Annotated in this window: 15 protein-coding genes; 1 reads left to right on the forward strand and 14 read right to left on the reverse strand. The window is 45.8% G+C overall.

What is annotated here, in order from left to right; translation table 11 throughout:
• Positions 1-28 precede the first annotated feature (28 nt).
• The 6 genes from PEB0122_RS00665 to tsaB all read right to left on the reverse strand — a co-directional run bounded on the left by PEB0122_RS00665 (position 29) and on the right by tsaB (position 5,416).
• Positions 29-1,039, reverse strand: coding sequence for a hemolysin family protein (locus tag PEB0122_RS00665; protein ID WP_075869731.1), 1,011 nt, complete (start codon positions 1,037-1,039; stop codon positions 29-31).
• A 116-nt stretch (positions 1,040-1,155) separates the two neighbouring features.
• Positions 1,156-1,629 (reverse strand): rRNA maturation RNase YbeY, encoded by a 474-nt coding sequence (gene ybeY, locus PEB0122_RS00670; protein ID WP_075915228.1) that lies wholly within the window; start codon positions 1,627-1,629, stop codon positions 1,156-1,158.
• Positions 1,626-2,648: a PhoH family protein gene (locus PEB0122_RS00675; protein ID WP_075915640.1), complete on the reverse strand. Its 1,023-nt coding sequence runs from the start codon at positions 2,646-2,648 to the stop codon at positions 1,626-1,628. Before PEB0122_RS00675 ends, ybeY begins: the two co-directional genes overlap by 4 nt.
• Positions 2,649-2,863: 215 nt before the next feature.
• Positions 2,864-4,228 (reverse strand): tRNA (N6-isopentenyl adenosine(37)-C2)-methylthiotransferase MiaB, encoded by a 1,365-nt coding sequence (gene miaB, locus PEB0122_RS00680; protein WP_075915229.1) that lies wholly within the window; start codon positions 4,226-4,228, stop codon positions 2,864-2,866.
• A gap of 31 nt (positions 4,229-4,259) precedes the next feature.
• A complete protein-coding gene (rimI, locus tag PEB0122_RS00685; protein ID WP_075915230.1) occupies positions 4,260-4,751 on the reverse strand; it encodes a ribosomal protein S18-alanine N-acetyltransferase in 492 nt (163 codons plus the stop codon).
• Positions 4,748-5,416, reverse strand: coding sequence for a tRNA (adenosine(37)-N6)-threonylcarbamoyltransferase complex dimerization subunit type 1 TsaB (gene tsaB, locus PEB0122_RS00690; RefSeq protein ID WP_075915231.1), 669 nt, complete (start codon positions 5,414-5,416; stop codon positions 4,748-4,750). Before tsaB ends, rimI begins: the two co-directional genes overlap by 4 nt.
• A 914-nt stretch (positions 5,417-6,330) precedes the next feature.
• Between tsaB and dps the strand changes: the two genes are divergently transcribed.
• Positions 6,331-6,819 (forward strand): DNA starvation/stationary phase protection protein Dps, encoded by a 489-nt coding sequence (gene dps / locus PEB0122_RS00695; RefSeq protein WP_075869726.1) that lies wholly within the window; start codon positions 6,331-6,333, stop codon positions 6,817-6,819.
• A 1,662-nt stretch (positions 6,820-8,481) separates the two neighbouring features.
• Here the strand turns inward: dps and cyoD are convergent.
• The 8 genes from cyoD to dnaA all read right to left on the reverse strand — a co-directional run bounded on the left by cyoD (position 8,482) and on the right by dnaA (position 17,524).
• Positions 8,482-8,916: a cytochrome o ubiquinol oxidase subunit IV gene (gene cyoD / locus PEB0122_RS00700; RefSeq protein WP_083639763.1), complete on the reverse strand. Its 435-nt coding sequence runs from the start codon at positions 8,914-8,916 to the stop codon at positions 8,482-8,484.
• Positions 8,916-9,605, reverse strand: coding sequence for a cytochrome (ubi)quinol oxidase subunit III (locus PEB0122_RS00705; protein ID WP_075869725.1), 690 nt, complete (start codon positions 9,603-9,605; stop codon positions 8,916-8,918). Before PEB0122_RS00705 ends, cyoD begins: the two co-directional genes overlap by 1 nt.
• Positions 9,602-11,620, reverse strand: coding sequence for a cytochrome o ubiquinol oxidase subunit I (cyoB, locus tag PEB0122_RS00710; RefSeq protein WP_075915232.1), 2,019 nt, complete (start codon positions 11,618-11,620; stop codon positions 9,602-9,604). Before cyoB ends, PEB0122_RS00705 begins: the two co-directional genes overlap by 4 nt.
• Before the next feature lie 79 nt (positions 11,621-11,699).
• Positions 11,700-12,680, reverse strand: a complete 981-nt coding sequence (cyoA, locus tag PEB0122_RS00715; protein WP_075869723.1) for a ubiquinol oxidase subunit II — start codon at positions 12,678-12,680, stop codon at positions 11,700-11,702.
• 270 nt (positions 12,681-12,950) lie between these two features.
• Complete coding sequence (gene aroQ, locus PEB0122_RS00720; protein ID WP_075915642.1) at positions 12,951-13,388, reverse strand: type II 3-dehydroquinate dehydratase; 438 nt, start codon at positions 13,386-13,388, stop codon at positions 12,951-12,953.
• A gap of 67 nt (positions 13,389-13,455) precedes the next feature.
• Entirely contained in the window at positions 13,456-14,739 is a 1,284-nt protein-coding gene (locus PEB0122_RS00725; protein WP_075915233.1) for a DNA replication/repair protein RecF, read from the reverse strand.
• Positions 14,740-14,746: 7 nt separating this feature from the next.
• Positions 14,747-15,865, reverse strand: coding sequence for a DNA polymerase III subunit beta (dnaN, locus tag PEB0122_RS00730; RefSeq protein WP_075869721.1), 1,119 nt, complete (start codon positions 15,863-15,865; stop codon positions 14,747-14,749).
• 198 nt (positions 15,866-16,063) lie between these two features.
• A complete protein-coding gene (gene dnaA, locus PEB0122_RS00735; RefSeq protein WP_371809434.1) occupies positions 16,064-17,524 on the reverse strand; it encodes a chromosomal replication initiator protein DnaA in 1,461 nt (486 codons plus the stop codon).
• Positions 17,525-18,060: the final 536 nt, after the last annotated feature.

The following is an 18,060-nucleotide window of genomic DNA, read 5'->3' on the forward strand; positions in this document are numbered from 1 at the left end:
ACAGGAAAGAAAATACGAAACACCCGTTTTATAAATCGGACGGGGTGTTCTCCTTTTCCTGCTTTGGATGGTTCTGTAAAGGTTGGATTCTGATCCGTTTGATGCGGCGTTTGTCGGCTTCGAGAATACGGAACTGATACCCGGGAACTGCTTCGACAACTTCGCCTTTTGCCGGTATCCGATCCAATGTTGAAACAATAAGTCCGCCGATTGTATCGACGTCTTCTCCATGTTCGCCCACCTTGAAATCCGGTCCCAGCGCTTTTTCCACCTCATCAAGATCGGCACTGGCATCGACAAGCCATCTGTTATCAGGCTCTTTGATAATGGACATGTCGACATCATCGTGCTCGTCTTCGATATCACCGACAACAAGTTCGACAATATCTTCCATTGAAGCAAGGCCATCCGTTCCACCATATTCGTCAATAATCAGCGCCATCTGGGTTCGGGTTGCCTGCATACGTGTCAAAAGCTGCCCTGCCAACATCGAACCGGGAACGAACAGAACACTGCGTATCAAATCGAGATTGCCGACAGGTTGCGACAGATCCACTTTGGAAAAATCAAGGCATCCCTCTTTTTCTCCACTTTGGGCTTTATGCGTAATGTAATTCAAAACATCACGAATATGCAGCATGCCACGCGGATCATCGAGACTTTCCGAATAGACCGGCATACGCGAATGACCGGATTTTTCGAACTCTATCAATGTCTCAGCCAGTGTCGTTGTAATATCAAGCGCTTCGATTTCCGAGCGCGGTATCATCACATCCTCTACACGGGTTTCCCGAAGGCGCAAAATATTGTTCAACATGAGACGCTCTTCCGGCGAAAACAACGAATTTGCATCTCCCTGCCCATCGGAAAGGGCATCTGTCAGATCTTCTCGCAAAGTAGAATTATTGCGGGAACGCATAAAAGAAAAAAGATTGGCAAATAAAGACTTCTTTTCACTGCTTCGCGATCGTGAAGAACTTTGACCGGCCGATGAACGGTTAGACTCGTCTTCAATTGATTTATCTGTTTTTTCTATCATGACTTTTTAAAGTTAGAATATTCAAAAGTAAAATACTTCACATTTTTGCTACCGCATTAAAACATATATAATTCAATATATGTATAAAACGCCAATAGCAAGATTCATCTTGTTACTCAATCATTATAAGGATCGGAAATACCAAGAGAAGCGAGAATTTTTCTCTCGAGAGATTCCATTTGTTCTGCTTCATCATCGTTTTGATGATCATATCCCGTCAAATGAAGAAGCCCGTGGACAATAAGATGGCTCAAATGGTCATCGAAGCTTTTATTTTCCTCCTGCGCTTCGCGTTGAACCGTTTCACGAGCAATAACAATATCACCCAGAATCGGGCCCGGTCGCTGCCCCGGTTGCATAGGAAAAGCGGGAAATGAAAGGACATTTGTTGCCTTGTCTATGTGGCGCCACTTTGCATTTATCGTACGTATATTTGCATCGTCCGTAAAAACCAGACTGAGCTCGCTGTCGACATCGTCGAATTCGAGGCCATGCAATGTGGCTTCAAGCACACGATCAACGAGCATTCTCAAACTGTGTTCGCTTTGCCAGCCATCAGCATTTATTGCAACGTCATAACGCACTGTCATTTTGATAAATTCTTTTTTCCGTTATTGTCTAAAGCGCGGTTTTTTGCATTTGCACGGGCATCCTGATCATAAGCTGTAACGATAGCCGTCACCAACGGATGGCGCACGACATCCTTTTGGCTAAAGTGCACTGTTACAATATTATCAATGGAATCGAGAATGCGCATTGCTTCGGTCAATCCCGACTTTTGCCCAAACGGCAAGTCGATCTGGCTCGGATCCCCGGTTACGATCATTCGCGAACCTTCTCCAAGGCGGGTTAAAAACATTTTCATCTGCATTGACGTTGTATTTTGCGCTTCATCGAGGATAACAGCCGAATGCGCAAGCGTGCGCCCGCGCATAAAGGCGAGTGGTGCTATCTCGATAATATCGGCAGCCATTGCGCGTTCAATCTTTTCTGCCGGCATCATATCATAAAGTGCATCGTAAAGAGGTCGCAGATAGGGATCGACTTTTTCTTTCATGTCGCCGGGTAAAAAGCCCAATCTTTCACCGGCTTCGACTGCCGGACGAGACAGAATAATCCGTTCAACCAGCCCTCGCTCGAGAAGCATCGCTGCATGGGCAACGGCAAGATATGTTTTACCTGTTCCCGCAGGCCCGACACCGAAAACCAGTTCGGTTCGTTGCAGCGCACGCATATAGGTATCCTGTGTAGGCGTGCGGGCATAGATTGTTTTTTTCCGTGTGGAGATATGGGCCGGCGTTACTTTTGGCGGATCCTTTTCAGGGCTTCCCCGATCAGTTCCGGCGTCCGATGTTGCAGCAAGGGCTATTGCTCCGTCAACATCTGGCAATCCCGGTTGCAAGCCGGTTTTAGCAAGTTCATAAAGCTGATCAAGGGCTTGGCGAGCTACCTCTATATCCTGCTTGTTTCCACTGATTGACACTTCATTTCCCTGTGCACGGATATCAAGTCCCAATTTTTGCTCTATGCGAGCCAGATTTTCGTCAAACTGCCCGAAGACAACATTTGCTTGCCGATTATCCTCGAAAACAAGTACAACATGATCCATATCGGATGTAGCTGTTTTAACAGTGGAAGCAACAGTCTTCGCTTTGCCGGATTTTTTTACCTTTCCGGTTCCTTCGATCTTCAATGCTTTCTTTGTTCCGGTTGAATCGTTCAACCCTATCTCCTCAAAAAACCGTTTCTGTCAGCAATATATGGACTAAAAAACAAAAGAAAACCCGCTTTGATGACGAGCGCTCCAATTGAAAAACATTATTGTCAGTTTATCGCATTGCCAAAAAGACTGTTCGGAAGAGCTTCGGTTATATCGACCGGAATAATTTCGCCAATTTTCGCATTTGTTGAAACAACAACAGGTAACAACCATGGCGAACGGCCAACCATTTGCCCGTCATGCCTGCCTGCCTTTTCAACAAGCACTTCAACACGTTCACCGATTTTCGACTTTAAAAACCGGTGCTGCTGATCAAGAATGAGAGTTTGCAAACGTTGCAGGCGCTCGTCTTTGACACTTTCGTCAACATGATTTTTCATCGTTGCTCCCGGTGTTCCCGGACGTGGAGAATATTTGAACGAATAGGCGGAGCTATAGCCGACTTCTTCAACAAGCTTCATTGTGGCTTCGAAATCCTCATCCGTTTCTCCCGGAAAACCGACGATAAAATCACCCGAAAAAGCTATATCCGGACGTGCCTGACGGATACGGTCAATCAGTTTCAAATAATCGGCAGCTTTATGCTGGCGGTTCATAGCTTTGAGGATGCGGTCGGAACCTGATTGTACCGGAAGATGTAGATAAGGCATCAACATTTCAAGATTGCCATGAGCTGCAATAAGGCTGTCGTCCATATCGCGCGGATGACTTGTCGTATAACGTAACCGCTTCAAACCATCAATCTTTGCAAGCTCATAAAGAAGATTGCCCAACCGCCACTGACTGCCATCTTGCGAAACACCATGCCACCCATTGACGTTCTGCCCAAGCAAAGTGATCTCTTTTACGCCTGCATCAACAAGTTCGCGTGCTTCATTGATTATCTGTCCGATAGGCCGCGATACTTCGGAACCACGGGTATAGGGCACAACGCAAAATGTGCAGAATTTATCGCACCCTTCCTGAACAGTCAGAAAAGCCGTAACGCCACGTTTTTTCACAGCCTGACGATTATGATGCGGAAGATGGGCAAATTTATCTTCAACGGCATATTCGGTTTCAACAATCTTTTTGCCCTCGTGCACCTTGCGCAACAGTTCAGGCAGGCGATGATAAGTTTGTGGCCCCACCACCAGATCAACTGTCGGGGCACGCCTTAGAATTTCTTCCCCCTCGGCTTGGGCAACACACCCCGTCACACCTATCGTCAAGGGCTTCGAAGGATCGCGTTCCTCGCGCATAACGCGCAAACGCCCCAGATCGGAATAAAGTTTTTCGGCAGCTTTTTCACGAATATGGCAGGTATTAAGCAATATAAGGTCCGCATCGTCAGGAGATTGCGTAGCAACATAGCCTTCTGCGTCAAGGCTATCACCCATGCGTTCGCTATCATAGACATTCATCTGACAGCCATAGGTTTTGATATAAACCTTGCGGGCATTGCTGTTTTTTTCTTTTGCTTCACTCATAACGCATATCTATCCGGTTTTCTTTGGAATCTCAATCATTTTGCTGAATGGTTCTACGCATGATCAAGGCATCACTATGGCCTTTACCGGTTTGATAATATCCGGGCCTGCGACCGACCTCATTAAAACCGGAACTTTTATAGAGAGCAAGAGCTGCTTTATTCGTCTCGTCAACTTCAAGAAAAAGTTGTTTTGCCCGTTCCTGATAAAGATATCTGAAAACGGCGTCCATAAGTGTCCGTCCTATTCCTTTTGAACGATAACGGGGATGCACAGCAATTGTGATGATTTCTGCTTCATCAATAACCAATCTACAAAGAATAAATCCCAATATTTTTTCAGGTTTACCCATTACACACACAGTAAAACCGAACATTTGTGGATCAGTCAAAAAAGAAGTGAAGGTTTCTTCATCCCATGCATGATAGAATGATTTTCTGTGTATTTCATGTAGAGCCTCACTATCATCGGACGTGATAGGAGCAATAGTAAATCGCGATTTCGAAAAAGGAAAACTTATCATTCCTTTTTCCTGGGAAGAGAAAAACCCATTTGCGGTTTAGCATCCGCTTCGCGCAAATAAAGCGGCTTCGGAGCACCGTCCGACTTTTTCGACTGCGAGAGAATTGCAAAACTTATAACATCCGGTGCAACAATAGAAAAAATCCGATTCTCCGCTATGCCTGCAGAATGAGCGATTGTTTCGGCAAACGGGCCTGCAACGATTGCCTTATTATCAAGGGACGCAACAACGTTTTCGCAAGCCTTCACCTCGGGTGGTATAAGCGGTTCGAGCTTTTCGTCAAAATCCTGCCGGTAGACCATGTCACGACCGGCATCAATGACAGCTATTACATGGTGTTCCGGAAAGCGCTTAAGAGCTTCAAAACCGATTGCCTCAAGCGAGCTCACGCCAACCGCCGGCTTTTTCAAGGCCAAAGCCAGACCTCGTGCTGTTGCCACACCAATACGAACACCGGTAAACGACCCCGGACCGATGTTTACAGCGATGCGATCAACCTTGTCGAGATCAAGCCCTGACGTATTTGTCACCGCAATGATCTGATCAATAAGCTTTTCGGCGTGTCCTTTTCCGATGTTTTCACTCACACGCGCCAGAACACGACCGTCGTTGATTAACGCTACGGCACAATTTGAAGAAGCTGTATCTAATGCTAATGTAATCATTCAATGTCTATTAAATCATTGTTCATTGAAACAAAAGAACAGAGGGATCGAATTTGGCGAATTTTTGAGCCTTTTGCGAACACTGTGTCAATGGCTTTCCTTCACAAATATCTACGCATCCTCAAAAACCTCTGCCTGTTTCGAAACCGAAGCCATGAGCTTCCTCTATGAAAATAGCTAATGCCCCTAACGCCGATTATTTCAATCTATTAATCTTTCCGTTTTTCGTCGCGGCTTTTGCGTCTTAAAAAAATCGGATTGTCTCAATTCGGAGGCTACTTCGTCATCATTCTTCAGATATATTGAAAGAGATTAAAAGGAGAAACATAAACATTATATTCCGGATAAGAAAAGGTTATAAAAATCTTATGCCCGCAACGGGTTTTATCTTAAGGCTAGAGAAACGATTACCACTCTTATCTTTCTTAGAAAGCAGCACTCGATCGCGATCACTTATCAATCTCGTTCACAAAGTGCGTTTGATCCAAAAATACGAATTTTCGCCAACAAAAATATCGCACCTATTGATATTTTTATTTTTGTTTGTTTTTATAATATATATAAATCAAAATAAATATAAAATTTTATCATAGCGTACAGTGATTTATATTTATTTCATATAAAAGATAACATTCTAAAAAAATAAAAATATTTTAGATTAATTCTAAAATTTTCTGAGAAAAATATCCTTTATAAATTCGGTTTATGTGGCTGATAATGGAAATATATCAACCGAAGGAACGCTAATTATTTTATTTTTTTGATTGGAATATTTCCTGAAAGGTGTATTCTATTTTTGCATCACCGCACTGCCTTTGAGAATGCTTGACAAGGGTAGAAATTCCAAGCGGAACTTTTTAGCGTTTGGTGCGTTTAATATTACGCAATTCAAATCAAGCGGAGATTAAGACAATATGATAAAAACTCATAAAACCCGTAATGACATGCCGTCAAACACGAAGACAACTGCAATTGCCTTGTTGAACAAAAACCTGGCAACATTGATTGATCTGGCACTTATCACAAAGCAGGCACACTGGAACTTGAAGGGTTCCAATTTTATCGGTGTTCATGAAATGCTGGATGGCTTTAGAGATGCGATTGATGAACATGTCGACATCATTGCCGAACGTGTTGCGCAACTCGGGGGTACAGCGCTGGGAACCGTTCAAGCTGTTGCCGGTACCTCGAAATTGAAGGCTTATCCGACAGATATTTACAAAGTACACGATCATCTTAATGCACTGATCGAACGTTATGGCGACGCTGCCAATGACATGCGTAAAGCCATTGACGAGGCTGACGAAGCCGGAGATGCTGATACGGCAGATATTTTCACTGCTGCATCGCGTGAGCTCGACAAGAGCCTGTGGTTCCTTGAATCGCATGTTCAGGAAGCCTGATCGAACCGCTTTAACGTGATATAGTAAATCTCTTAAATATAGGAAGCAGCTCCGTTGCTTCCTTTTTATTTGCCAAGTTTTTGCTATAAACGCGGCGATTTGCCGGATCTACGCGGCAATTATCAGAATTCTACAGAGGAACATTTCTGAACAAACTCTGCATAATAAACGCAAAAATTTATTGGATGATTCCAAAAGCAATTTTCATTTAAAATTTAATGCGGCAGGCTTGCGGTGAAACCGGATGATTTTTTCGCCAATGGTCTACCCGTTCCATAGCGTACCTACGCATTGTCTTTTTAACGATGCTTATTGGTAATTTATCAACGCCTTGCCGCAGAATATGGCATCGCTACAAAAATTTGATCGGCTGCATTTTCTCGATTTTCGGAAATGGTGCCTTACAATCAGAAGTGAGCGGGCATTGGTGTGTTCATCGGTAAACTGACGTATTCCGGATCGACAAGCAAGGATTAAATACCCTTTTAGATGTCCTCCTGAAAAAACTTATGACGCATGGTCTATCAGCTATTACACACCAACTATACTCTTCTCGGTCGACACCCTTCAAATTTGAAAATGTGTTATTAAGCCAATCTTCTAAACTCACACTTTGATTTCACCGGTGAAGCGCGCGTCATTGAATTGTGCTCCACCAACTAACGCCTTGCCGAATTAATGCACCTTGGAATTGTCGGGGACGTACCGAATATTTCTACTAAAACAGTCTGCCAGCCACGCCGACCTTTAACGGAGGGGTAAGCATGCGCCTTACTCCTTCGATTATCTTCCGCTTCATGCGGACCGCACAGGTTGGATACCGCTTTAAAAATTCCGGCTCCCCACAGGCTCCCGAGATACAAGCATAATTGAATACTTGTTACCTATTCATTACTGTTTATGACAGCCATCAAAATTGAAAAAGACCATTAGGACCTTACACCACGCATATACATTCTACGAACGCCAGAAATGTGGGCATCGTTATGCGCGAGCCTCGGCGCAACCGGAAACCGTCGGAATCGTGGCCGTTAGAATTGTTGACGTTCGTCATTTGGCTTTCCGGGCTAACGGAGGCGCGTAACATGTGTGCCTTTATGGCCGATTTAGTGCTTTCGAGCTTGTTACATAAAGTTTGGGATCAAATTGGATGGCAGATAGGTTGTTTATAAATGCTATCATTCTACGAGCACCATTTTCCAACATATGACTCCATGTGCCGCTACAACAATCTTGGTGGGAATTGTGCCGGTAAATTACCCCTAAAAGGCGTTGTCACTGGTAAAAGCTTCTATTTCTTTTGCAAGCGACGTGTCGCTTTAAATAGCGTTTATGCCTTCAAGAAGCCATCGTCTATTTTAGGTTTTGATTACTTGTGGTGAGTTTCTTAGAGAAAAACGACGCTTGAAATGGTCAATTTCTCTAAAACCTGCATTTACGACGACTTTATAACGCTGAACAGTCGTCGAAAAATTTTCAAACCGGATAGCAATTGACGACAATATATCAGTCCGAAATCGCCTGAATTTTTGAATATTCACAAACCTCGCATTTTCCTTCCGGCGTTAAATCATTTGCGAGGAATATTATGAATTCTTGATAAAAAAAAGCCCCGCTTAAAAGCGGGGCTTCATATCTCTATTGTTTCAGTGACAATATTGATTATTGAGCAGGTGTAGCTGGTGTTGCAGGTGCAGCTTCTGTCGAAGGTGCAACCGGACTACCACCCGGAACCTGATCGATAACATCAGGCTGAACAATACGGCCCGAACCGCCCATCATATTGTAGTTCAAGTGAGAAATTGCCCACCATGTACCACCGAGGACGATGAATACGCAGAGCGCACCAAACCACATTGAACCGACCATCCACTTCGCATCCGGACCTTCGTTGAGGTGGAGGAAGAAAACAATCTGGACGACTATCTGAATGAGAGCCATACCAATGAGGTAAATAACCTTGGTGCTGACTGCCCAGTTATCAAGCATTCCTTGCATAACAGGAATGAATGAAGCGAGGGTCAATATAACAGCCAGAATGAATCCGACCATGTATTTACCGGTTGTTACACCGTGTGCTTCTTCATGTTCGCTCATTATAGTGCTCCCAAAAGATAGACGGCGGTGAAGACACCAACCCAGATAATGTCAAGGAAGTGCCAGAAGATAGAAAGACAGGACAAACGAGTCTTGTTATCTTTATCCAAACCGTGACGGCCAAGATGTGCAAACATCAATGCCATCCAGATCAAACCGGTCGTAACGTGAATACCGTGTGTGCCAACCAGCATGAAGAATGACGACCAATAAGCCGACAGAACTTCTTTACCGAATACGCGAACACCGGTTTCAGGATCAACTCCAGCATAAGCATTCGGGTCAAAGAAGAAAACGGATTTCAATTCACCGTTTTCCATAACGCCCCAGAGCAGCTTATGGAATTCGTTCAACTCCATTCCGATGAATGCAAGTCCCAGAATGAAAGTAATAGCAAGCCAGGTTTTTACCCCGCCGAGATTACCCTTGTGAACTTGCACCATTGCCATGCCATAGGTGATTGACGAGAACAGCAACAAAGCTGTTTCACAAAGCACATAAGGCAATTCAATGAAGTCTTTGCCTGCAGGGCCGCCGCCGTAAGCGGAGGCGAACACTGCAAATGTGGCGAACAGAGTTGCAAACAGGATCAGGTCGGAAAGGATATAAACCCAGAACCCGAACACCATTGTCGAACTACCGTCGTGATGGTTTTCCGCTTGAGCGGTCGTTACTGCTGTAGCGCTCATGCTTTTACTCCTTGTGCTTTGAGAACAGCGCTGAATTCGTCTTCAGTCTTCTGTACGTCCTCAGCAGAGATGTAATAGCCTGCATGGTTTCCATTAAGCGAATGAAGCAGAATGGTTACAATGAAGCCAACGAACGTAATTACAGCCAGCCACCAGATGTGCCATACGAGAGAGAAACCGAGCACCAACATCAACATGCCGGAAATAAAGCCTGCAATTGTGTTGGAAGGCATATGGATCTTCTCGAAGCCCGAGGTTTTACGATGCTCACCACGTTGTTTCATATCCCAATAAGCATCTTCCGCTTGAACGACAGGGACTGTAGCAAAGTTGTAAGCAGGAGGCGGGCAAGAAATTGACCATTCCAGAGTACGTGCATCGCCCCACGGATCGTTCTGTGTGATCGGCAATTTGCCTTTATGCTTGATGCCATACCAGATGGCGATCAATACCTGCAGAACAAAGCACAGGATACCAAGAAGGATGATGAATGCACCTACGGCTGCTGTGATGAACAAAGGCTGCCAGCTTGGTTCGACATAGTGCTGCAAACGACGTGTTGCACCCATCAAACCAACTGCGTAGATCGGGAAGAATGCTACGTAGAAGCCGATGAACCAGCACCAGAACGAGGCAATACCCAATGCGCGGTTCGGCTTGACACCGAAAGCTTTCGGGAACCAGAACGCCAATGCACCAAGGTAAGCGAACACAACACCACCAAGAATTGTGTGGTGGAAGTGGGCAACCAGGAACAAGGAGTTGTGGAACTGCCAGTCCGAAGGAACGATCGAGAGCAGAACACCGGTAAGACCGCCACCAACAAAGGTGAACATCATACCCATGCACCACAACATCGGGGGTTCGAAGCGGATGCGCCCCTTATACATTGTGAAGAGCCAGTTAAAGACCTTAACACCGGTCGGGATAGCAATAATCATGGTTGCAGTACCGAAGAAGGTGTTAACGGCTTCGCCGCCACCCATTGTGAAGAAGTGGTGTCCCCAAACAATGATCGAAAGGATCAAGATAACAAGGACAGCCCAAACCATCGAGGTGTAACCGAAAAGGCGTTTTGACGAGAATGTCGGAACAATTTCGGAAATGATACCGAATGCAGGAACAACCAGAACGTAAACTTCCGGGTGACCGAAAATCCATACGTAGTTGATCCAGACCATCGGGTTACCACCGGCAGTATTGGTGAAGAAGTTCATATCAAGGTAACGATCGCCGGCAAGAAGTGCATAAGCAACTGTCAGCGGCGGATAAATGATAAGGATAAGAACGTTCGAAACCAATGCGCACCAGCAGAATACCGGCATTTTCCACATTGTCATTCCCGGAGCGCGACACTTGACGATAGTGGCAACAAAGTTGACAGCACCCATCGTCGTCGCGATACCGGATAGCTGCAGCGACCACAAATAGTAGTCGACACCTGTATCCGGGCTATTCAACAATTCCGAGAACGGAGGATACATCAACCAGCCGCCGCGGCCGAAGTTACCGATACCGAGCGAAATGTTGATGAGAATTGCACCGGCACATGTAATCCAGAAGCCAAGGTTGTTGGCAAATGGAAAGGCCACATCGCGAGCACCAAGTTGTAGCGGCAGAACATAGTTCAAAATACCGAACAATAACGGCGTTGCCATGAAGAAAATCATGATAGTGCCGTGTGCCGAGAAAATCTGGTCAAAGTGATCAGGCGGTAGATAACCCGCATTCTCTGATCCAAGCGCGAACGCTTGGTGTGTACGCATCATGATAGCATCTGCAAAGCCACGAACAAGCATGACAATTGCAAGGACGATATACATAATGCCGACGCGCTTGTGATCAACAGATGTGATCCAATTGCGCCACAATATTCCCCACCAGCCGAGCAGCGTAATAGCGGCAAGAATAACGACGGCCAATGCAACTACGACAAGGCAGGTGTAAAGGACGATCGGTTCGGTCGTTAGCGCGTGAAACGCTCCGGCTACAGGGTCTGTAAGTCTTCCAAACATTTTTCAACCCATATTAAATGAATTTCGGTTTGGAGGGGACATTGCCTTTATAAGGCTGAAAGCCCCTTCCTTGATGATTTTATTTCTTCTGAACCACACCGGGATCAAAGACGGAGCAAAGCTCACCCCACAAAGATTTCGCTGCAGCCAATTTCATCTGATCTTCGTTGCAAGTGGTGCCTTCATCAACGCAACGGTTTACGATGCGATAATATAGACCTTTTTCAACTTGCGAGAAATAGCGAATCTCTGCGTCTTTTTGCTTGCCTGCAACATCACCCATTTTCGGGGAATATGAAAGCTGACGGTAGCCGGCGCGATCGAGCGTTTCTTTGCTTTCACGAGCTTTGGCAATCCAGTTGTCAAAATCAGCCTGGGCTACAGAATTCCACTTGAAGTGCATTTCAGAGAAGCCATCGCCACTATAATTAGCGGAAGATCCTTTGAATACGCCCTTGCGATCAGCAATAAGATGCAACTTCGCATTCATTTGCGGCATTGCATACAAAACTGTTCCAAGACGTGGAACCCAGAAAGCGTTAACCGAATTTTCCGAAGTCAACTGCAACAGAACCTGACGGTTTTCCGGTGCATAGATTTCGTTAATCGAAGCAACGCCATATTGCGGATAGATAAACAACCATTTCCAGTCGAGTGCTACAGCATCGATCTGGAGCGGTTCCTGTGTTCCCGCAACAGCTTTATCAAGCGGCTTTGAAGGTTCGAGCTTGAATGTAAAATAAGCTGTCAAACTTCCCAAAATGATAATGACAAGAATCGGAATACCCCACATGAAGGTTTCCACTTTATTGGAGTGCCCCCAATCCGGCAGATATTCTGCTTGGGTATTGGTAGCACGGTATTTAATTGCGAAAGCGACAACAGCGATCATCACAGGAACGACAATACACGCCATTACGATAACGCACGTAGTAATCAAAATTAGCTCATGGCGCGCCACATAGCCCGCCGGGTCTAGAACATCGAATTCACAACCCGACAAGAGCAAAGCGGATGTTAAAACGCCCAGCAGCCCTGTTAGTTTACCAAAGTTCTTCATTCCTACCTGCCTCTTTATATGCATTGCATATTATTGCACGAGGGTATTTCTATTAATTCGTCACGGAAAAGCAGGGTTTTCCACTTCTCCGACATTCCCCGTCAGGCAGAATAATTGTCCCAAAAAGACATAGAAGCCCGACTTGGACTGACGTTGCCACAAGTACAATTGTGGCATCATCTAGGCACGTCTTACTCTTTGGGTGAAAATTCGCAAGGGTTTTGTCCCCCCCTGCGTCAATATTGCGCGGTTTTTGAGACAATTTTCGATTCACAAATCGTGTTTTACGATATATTCCACTGCAAATTGGTAACCGGCACTTCCACAGCCTGCAATGACAGCGTCGGCCCGTTCCGACACAAACGAGTGGTGACGATAGGCTTCTCTTTTGTGGATGTTCGATAAATGAACCTCGACAACCGGCCCCTCAAACATTTTCAATGCATCGAGAATCGCAATCGAGGTATGGCTATAGGCAGCCGGATTAATGATAATGGCAGTACTTTTCCCTATGGCATCCTGAATGAAACTTACCAATTCCCCTTCAAGGTTGCTTTGCAGAAAATCGATATCGAATCCGTGCGCATGGGCGCATTTCCGGGTAAGTGCCTCGATATCTTTCAAAGTTTCATGACCGTAGATCTCCGGCTCGCGTTTGCCTAAAAAATTGAGATTTGGTCCGTTCAAAACAGTAATCTTTTTTGCCATATCCATATTTTCCTCTCCAGCTCAACAAGCTCACTTCAGATCATAGAACATCGTCGTCCAATATTTATTAATTGTTCACAACACTTCCGTTTGATAATTCAAAAAATTGAGCCCTATCTTTCAAATCGGCAAAAAGTTGTTGGTCGGTTCCCGTCATAAAAGTTTGTCCACCGAGCCTTTCAAGACTATCAAACAAAACTTTGCGCCGCCCCAGATCAAGATGGGCTGCCATTTCGTCCAACAGAAGAATCGGTGTCATGCCCGATATAGCCGAAGTCAATTGCGCATGGGAAAGAACAAGGCCCGTCAAAAGTGCTTTTTGTTCGCCGGTTGAACAAAGGCCGGCAGGCATATTTTTCTTGGCGTAATAGACCAGCATATCGCTTCTATGGGGCCCTTCGAGAGTGCGTCCGGCAACACGATCCGACTCACGTTTATCATGGAGACTCTGTCTATACTCCTCTTCGACATCAACTGCCGATTTGCGCGCTAATGCCTTTTCGATTGTTCCCTCTATGTCGAGGACGGGACTGGGGAAAGTCTCTTCACTGTCAAAATTTTCAATATCGGAAATAAGCCGCACAACGTCCATACGGGCAGCGGCAATAGCAATGGCGAGCTCCGCCATCTGGACTTCCAATGCATTGAACCAGCCTTCGTCACGACTGCCATCAGTCAAAAGACGATTTCGCGCACGCATTGCTTTTTCAAAATCCGACACACGACGGGCATGTGCGGGGTCAATTGCCAGAACCATACGATCGAGAAACCGTCTGCGATCGGCTGCCGGCCCTGTAAACAGCCCATCCATAGATGGAACAAGCCAACTGATGCGGCAATAATCGGTGAGCCGGTCAGACGCTACACTTTCTCCGTTTATCCGTATTTTTCGTCCAGTCGAGGCAATATCACTAGCTGTCCCGATGCTGGCATCTCCATAAAGAGCAGAGTGTAATTGGGCAAAAACGACAAACCCGCTGTCTTCTACCTCATTGATTGGTGAATTCAGACCGGCTATTGCAGTTTCGGAGTCGACGGTTTCTTGTTTGCCGGATTTTTCAAAGGTTTCGAGAGACTCATCTTCCCTTTGATTGACAGCATTTCCGTAGGCAGAACCCAATACGGGATTTGAACGAATGACATTATCATAGGCCGCACGGCGTAACCCCCGCCCGGGAGAAAGAAACGACAACGCTTCAAGCAGATTGGTTTTGCCTGCTCCGTTATGACCGGTAAAAACAACAAGCCCGTCGGAAAAGTCGGCAGAAAAGCTTCGATAGTTACGATAATTGGTCAGTCTCAGTTGCCGGACAGAAACTTTTGCAGCCCGCCCGCCAGTTTTTTCCACCATTCGTTTTCTATACACGCATTGGCATCAACACATAAAGTGCGTCTGCATCATCACTATCACGAATAAGAGTCGGCGCCCCCGCATCGGCAAGCATGAAGATCGCATTTTCACCATTAAGTTGAGCCATGATATCAAGAAGATACTTGGAATTAAAACCGATTTCCAACGGCTCTCCCTCATAATCGGCAACGATTTGATCCTCGGCGCTACCTGAATCCGGATTGTTGACCGTAAGCGTCAATTGACCATTTTCGATTGTCAATTTGACGGCTCTCCCACGATCACTGGAAATAGTCGAAACGCGATCGACAGCGGCGGCAAAACTTTGCCGGTTGATGGTCAATTTCTTGTCATTGGCCAATGGTATAACACGCTGATAATCGGGAAATGTACCGTCGATCAATTTCGAGGTCAGCACGACAGAAGCAATACTGAAACGTATTTTCGTTTCCGAAACCTCGATTTTGATTTCACTTTCCGCTTCTTCGCCCAGCAATTTTTGCAACTCGCCGACGGCCTTGCGCGGAATAATAATACCCGGCATACCTTCCGACCCCGAAGGCGCATCTGTTTCAGCTTCTGCCAAACGGTGCCCATCTGTGGCTACAGTGCGTATTTTCAAGCCTTTGTTATCAATAACATGAAAATAGATGCCGTTGAGGTAATAGCGCGTTTCTTCCGTCGAAATAGCAAATTGTGTGCAATCAATGAGTCGTTTCAGGGCTGACGCCGACAATGTGAAACTATGACTGAAATCACCGGCATTAAGCTCTGGAAAATCTTCCTTGGGCAAACATTGCAAACGGAAATTCGAGCGACCCGAAACAACCTGCATAGCGTTGCCATCATCGGAAACCGAAAGCATAATCTCGCCACCTTCGGGAAGTTTTCGAACAATCTCGTAAAGAAGATGGGCAGGAACAGTCGTCGATCCACTCTGTTCGATATTTGCCGTGGTTGTTTCTGTAACTTCCAGATCAAGGTCGGTAGCCTGCAATTCGACACCGGCATTGACCGTATTGATCAGGACGTTGGAGAGAATAGGAATCGTATTGCGCCGTTCGACGACGCGATGGACACGACCGAGAGACTTTAACAGATTGCTACGATCGACTGTGATGCGCATATTGGACACTCTCTTAACTTATTCTGCCAACCAGAGAATTTCTTGTTGTCTAACTTTGTACGGAATGATTCCTTCAAAACAAAGAATCACCTACTAAGAAAAACAAATAAGAACCAGAATGGCAATATTCTTGCCTAAAATGCAAGTTTATTGCCCTTATATCACTTTTGTGGCCCGCGAGACTCAGGAAAAACACAATCAGGCTGACTGTTCATCAATCAGACGCTTGAGCAATTCCAATTCTTTTGCCAATTGCTGATCGGCACCAACCATATCTTCAATCTTGCGCACGGCGTGAAGAACAGTGGTGTGATCGCGTCCGCCAAAGCGACGCCCGATTTCCGGCAACGACCGTGGTGTCATCATCTTTGCAAGATACATGGCAACCTGCCGTGGTTTGACAATTGTACGGGTTCTCCGATTCGACAACAGATCCTGCTTGGAAACATTGTAATGGCGTGCAACGACCCGCTGGATTTCCTCAATGCGGATTCGCTTCGGCTCGCCCGAGCGAGTGAGATGATCAAGCAATTCATCAATACGATTCAACGACAAGTCGGGCTCGAATGACTGGCGGAACAGGAGCTGGTTGAATGCACCTTCGAGATCGCGTCCGGAACCGGAAACGATTCTTGCAATATGAGCCAGAACTTCATCAGGAATGGAAATCGAGGGATCATCATGCTGGGCGGTTTTCAAGCGCTTACGCAACATTTCAAGACGCATATCGAAATCGGGAGACTCAATTTCCAACGAAACCCCGCCTTGTAAACGTGAACGGACACGTACATCAAGCGACTCGAGCTCGGCAGGGGCGCGATCGGCAGCAACAACAACCTGTTTTGCACTATCAAGCAGCATGTTGAGCAGATGGCAAAATTCATGCTGGATCGACTTGCCCTGCAAAAACTGCATATCGTCAATAATAAGCAAATCAATGTCACGCAATTGCTCTTTGAATGATAATGCATTGTTGTCGCGAATGGCCGTTGCAAAACGCCACATAAAATATTCAGCCGTCAGATAAATCACCCGAACCGGTGTGGGGCGTTGCAAAGCAGCAGCCGCAATAGCCTGTAAAAGATGGGTTTTTCCCAAACCGACAGCGGCATGAATAAACAAAGGATTAAAACGCAAAGCGCTTTTATGGCTTTCCGCAATGGAACGGGCGGCGGCAAGAGCAACGCGATTGGATGGACCTTCTACAAATGTGTCGAACGTATAACGCGAGTCGAGCGGTGAACCGAAAACACTTTGCTGCGCCTCGCCCGAAAAACGTTCGGGCCGGTTATGCATAGAAGAAGCTGTTGTATTTTCTTGTTGGACATGAACATGGGCATCTTCGTCTTTATGCGTAACGGTGTGTTTTACCACCCGATTCATACCGCGCACGACAATATCGACTCGCAATAGTGTTGGACATTCCTGACGCCAGAGTTCGGTAAGGATAGTGGCATAATGATTGGTAATCCATGAGCGCAAAAACGCCGTAGGCACCGATAAACGAACTTGACTGCGACTGAATTCGTCAAGCTGCAAACGCCCGAACCAGCTAGAATATGCCTCGTTACCGACGTGAACTTTGAGCTGCGCCATAACACGTGCAAAAAGTTCATCCCCTTCGTCTTGTGCTACCAGATGATGAAGACTTTCTTTCATCCCTGTTTCACCTGACACTATCCCGTTCAAATTTGACATTTTACGCAACATTCTCTCTGACGACAACCGAAGCAAGACTGGTCATAACCATTACCCTCACATCCGCCAACGGTTCTCGCCTTTAACACCAAAATTAAAGCAATTCGTACAAAACAGATTTCCGCGTAAACTCAGTTTCGTTAAACCGGTACACATCCGTTTTATCCTACAAATTCGAATAAACCCCTACAAAACTGCCATTCTCACGATCAGACAACCGGCATGTGTTCCAAACGTATTATCCACTACGCGTTCGATATACCGGTAACCCTGTCCCGACGATAACTCATCAGACATTTCACAGGCCAAGCACAAATGACATTTTGTCTTTCAAGCAATTGCAAGGTTGCTTTTATTGCGCCCCCCTTGCCCGGACAAAAATCAAAATGGCTTTACCCTTTCAACTGCACCAACGAACCTTTGACCCTACTTGGCCGAAGACTCATGAAACATGTGGAAAAGCTATCATTTCCGAAGATGACCATACAAAAACGCTT

It is taken from the genome of Ditibartonella apis, from assembly GCF_001952075.1.
GTDB lineage: Bacteria > Pseudomonadota > Alphaproteobacteria > Rhizobiales > Rhizobiaceae > Bartonella > Bartonella apis.

Coding starts and splice junctions, on each gene's coding strand:
- PEB0122_RS00665 (WP_075869731.1), bottom strand. CDS start 1,039: ATGATAGAAAAAACAGATAAATCAATTGAAGACGAGTCTAACCGTTCA.
- ybeY (WP_075915228.1), bottom strand. CDS start 1,629: ATGACAGTGCGTTATGACGTTGCAATAAATGCTGATGGCTGGCAAAGC.
- PEB0122_RS00675 (WP_075915640.1), bottom strand. CDS start 2,648: ATGGATCATGTTGTACTTGTTTTCGAGGATAATCGGCAAGCAAATGTT.
- miaB (WP_075915229.1), bottom strand. CDS start 4,228: ATGAGTGAAGCAAAAGAAAAAAACAGCAATGCCCGCAAGGTTTATATC.
- rimI (WP_075915230.1), bottom strand. CDS start 4,751: ATGATAAGTTTTCCTTTTTCGAAATCGCGATTTACTATTGCTCCTATC.
- tsaB (WP_075915231.1), bottom strand. CDS start 5,416: ATGATTACATTAGCATTAGATACAGCTTCTTCAAATTGTGCCGTAGCG.
- dps (WP_075869726.1), top strand. CDS start 6,331: ATGATAAAAACTCATAAAACCCGTAATGACATGCCGTCAAACACGAAG.
- cyoD (WP_083639763.1), bottom strand. CDS start 8,916: ATGAGCGAACATGAAGAAGCACACGGTGTAACAACCGGTAAATACATG.
- PEB0122_RS00705 (WP_075869725.1), bottom strand. CDS start 9,605: ATGAGCGCTACAGCAGTAACGACCGCTCAAGCGGAAAACCATCACGAC.
- cyoB (WP_075915232.1), bottom strand. CDS start 11,620: ATGTTTGGAAGACTTACAGACCCTGTAGCCGGAGCGTTTCACGCGCTA.
- cyoA (WP_075869723.1), bottom strand. CDS start 12,680: ATGAAGAACTTTGGTAAACTAACAGGGCTGCTGGGCGTTTTAACATCC.
- aroQ (WP_075915642.1), bottom strand. CDS start 13,388: ATGGCAAAAAAGATTACTGTTTTGAACGGACCAAATCTCAATTTTTTA.
- PEB0122_RS00725 (WP_075915233.1), bottom strand. CDS start 14,739: ATGGTGGAAAAAACTGGCGGGCGGGCTGCAAAAGTTTCTGTCCGGCAA.
- dnaN (WP_075869721.1), bottom strand. CDS start 15,865: ATGCGCATCACAGTCGATCGTAGCAATCTGTTAAAGTCTCTCGGTCGT.
- dnaA (WP_371809434.1), bottom strand. CDS start 17,524: ATGAAAGAAAGTCTTCATCATCTGGTAGCACAAGACGAAGGGGATGAA.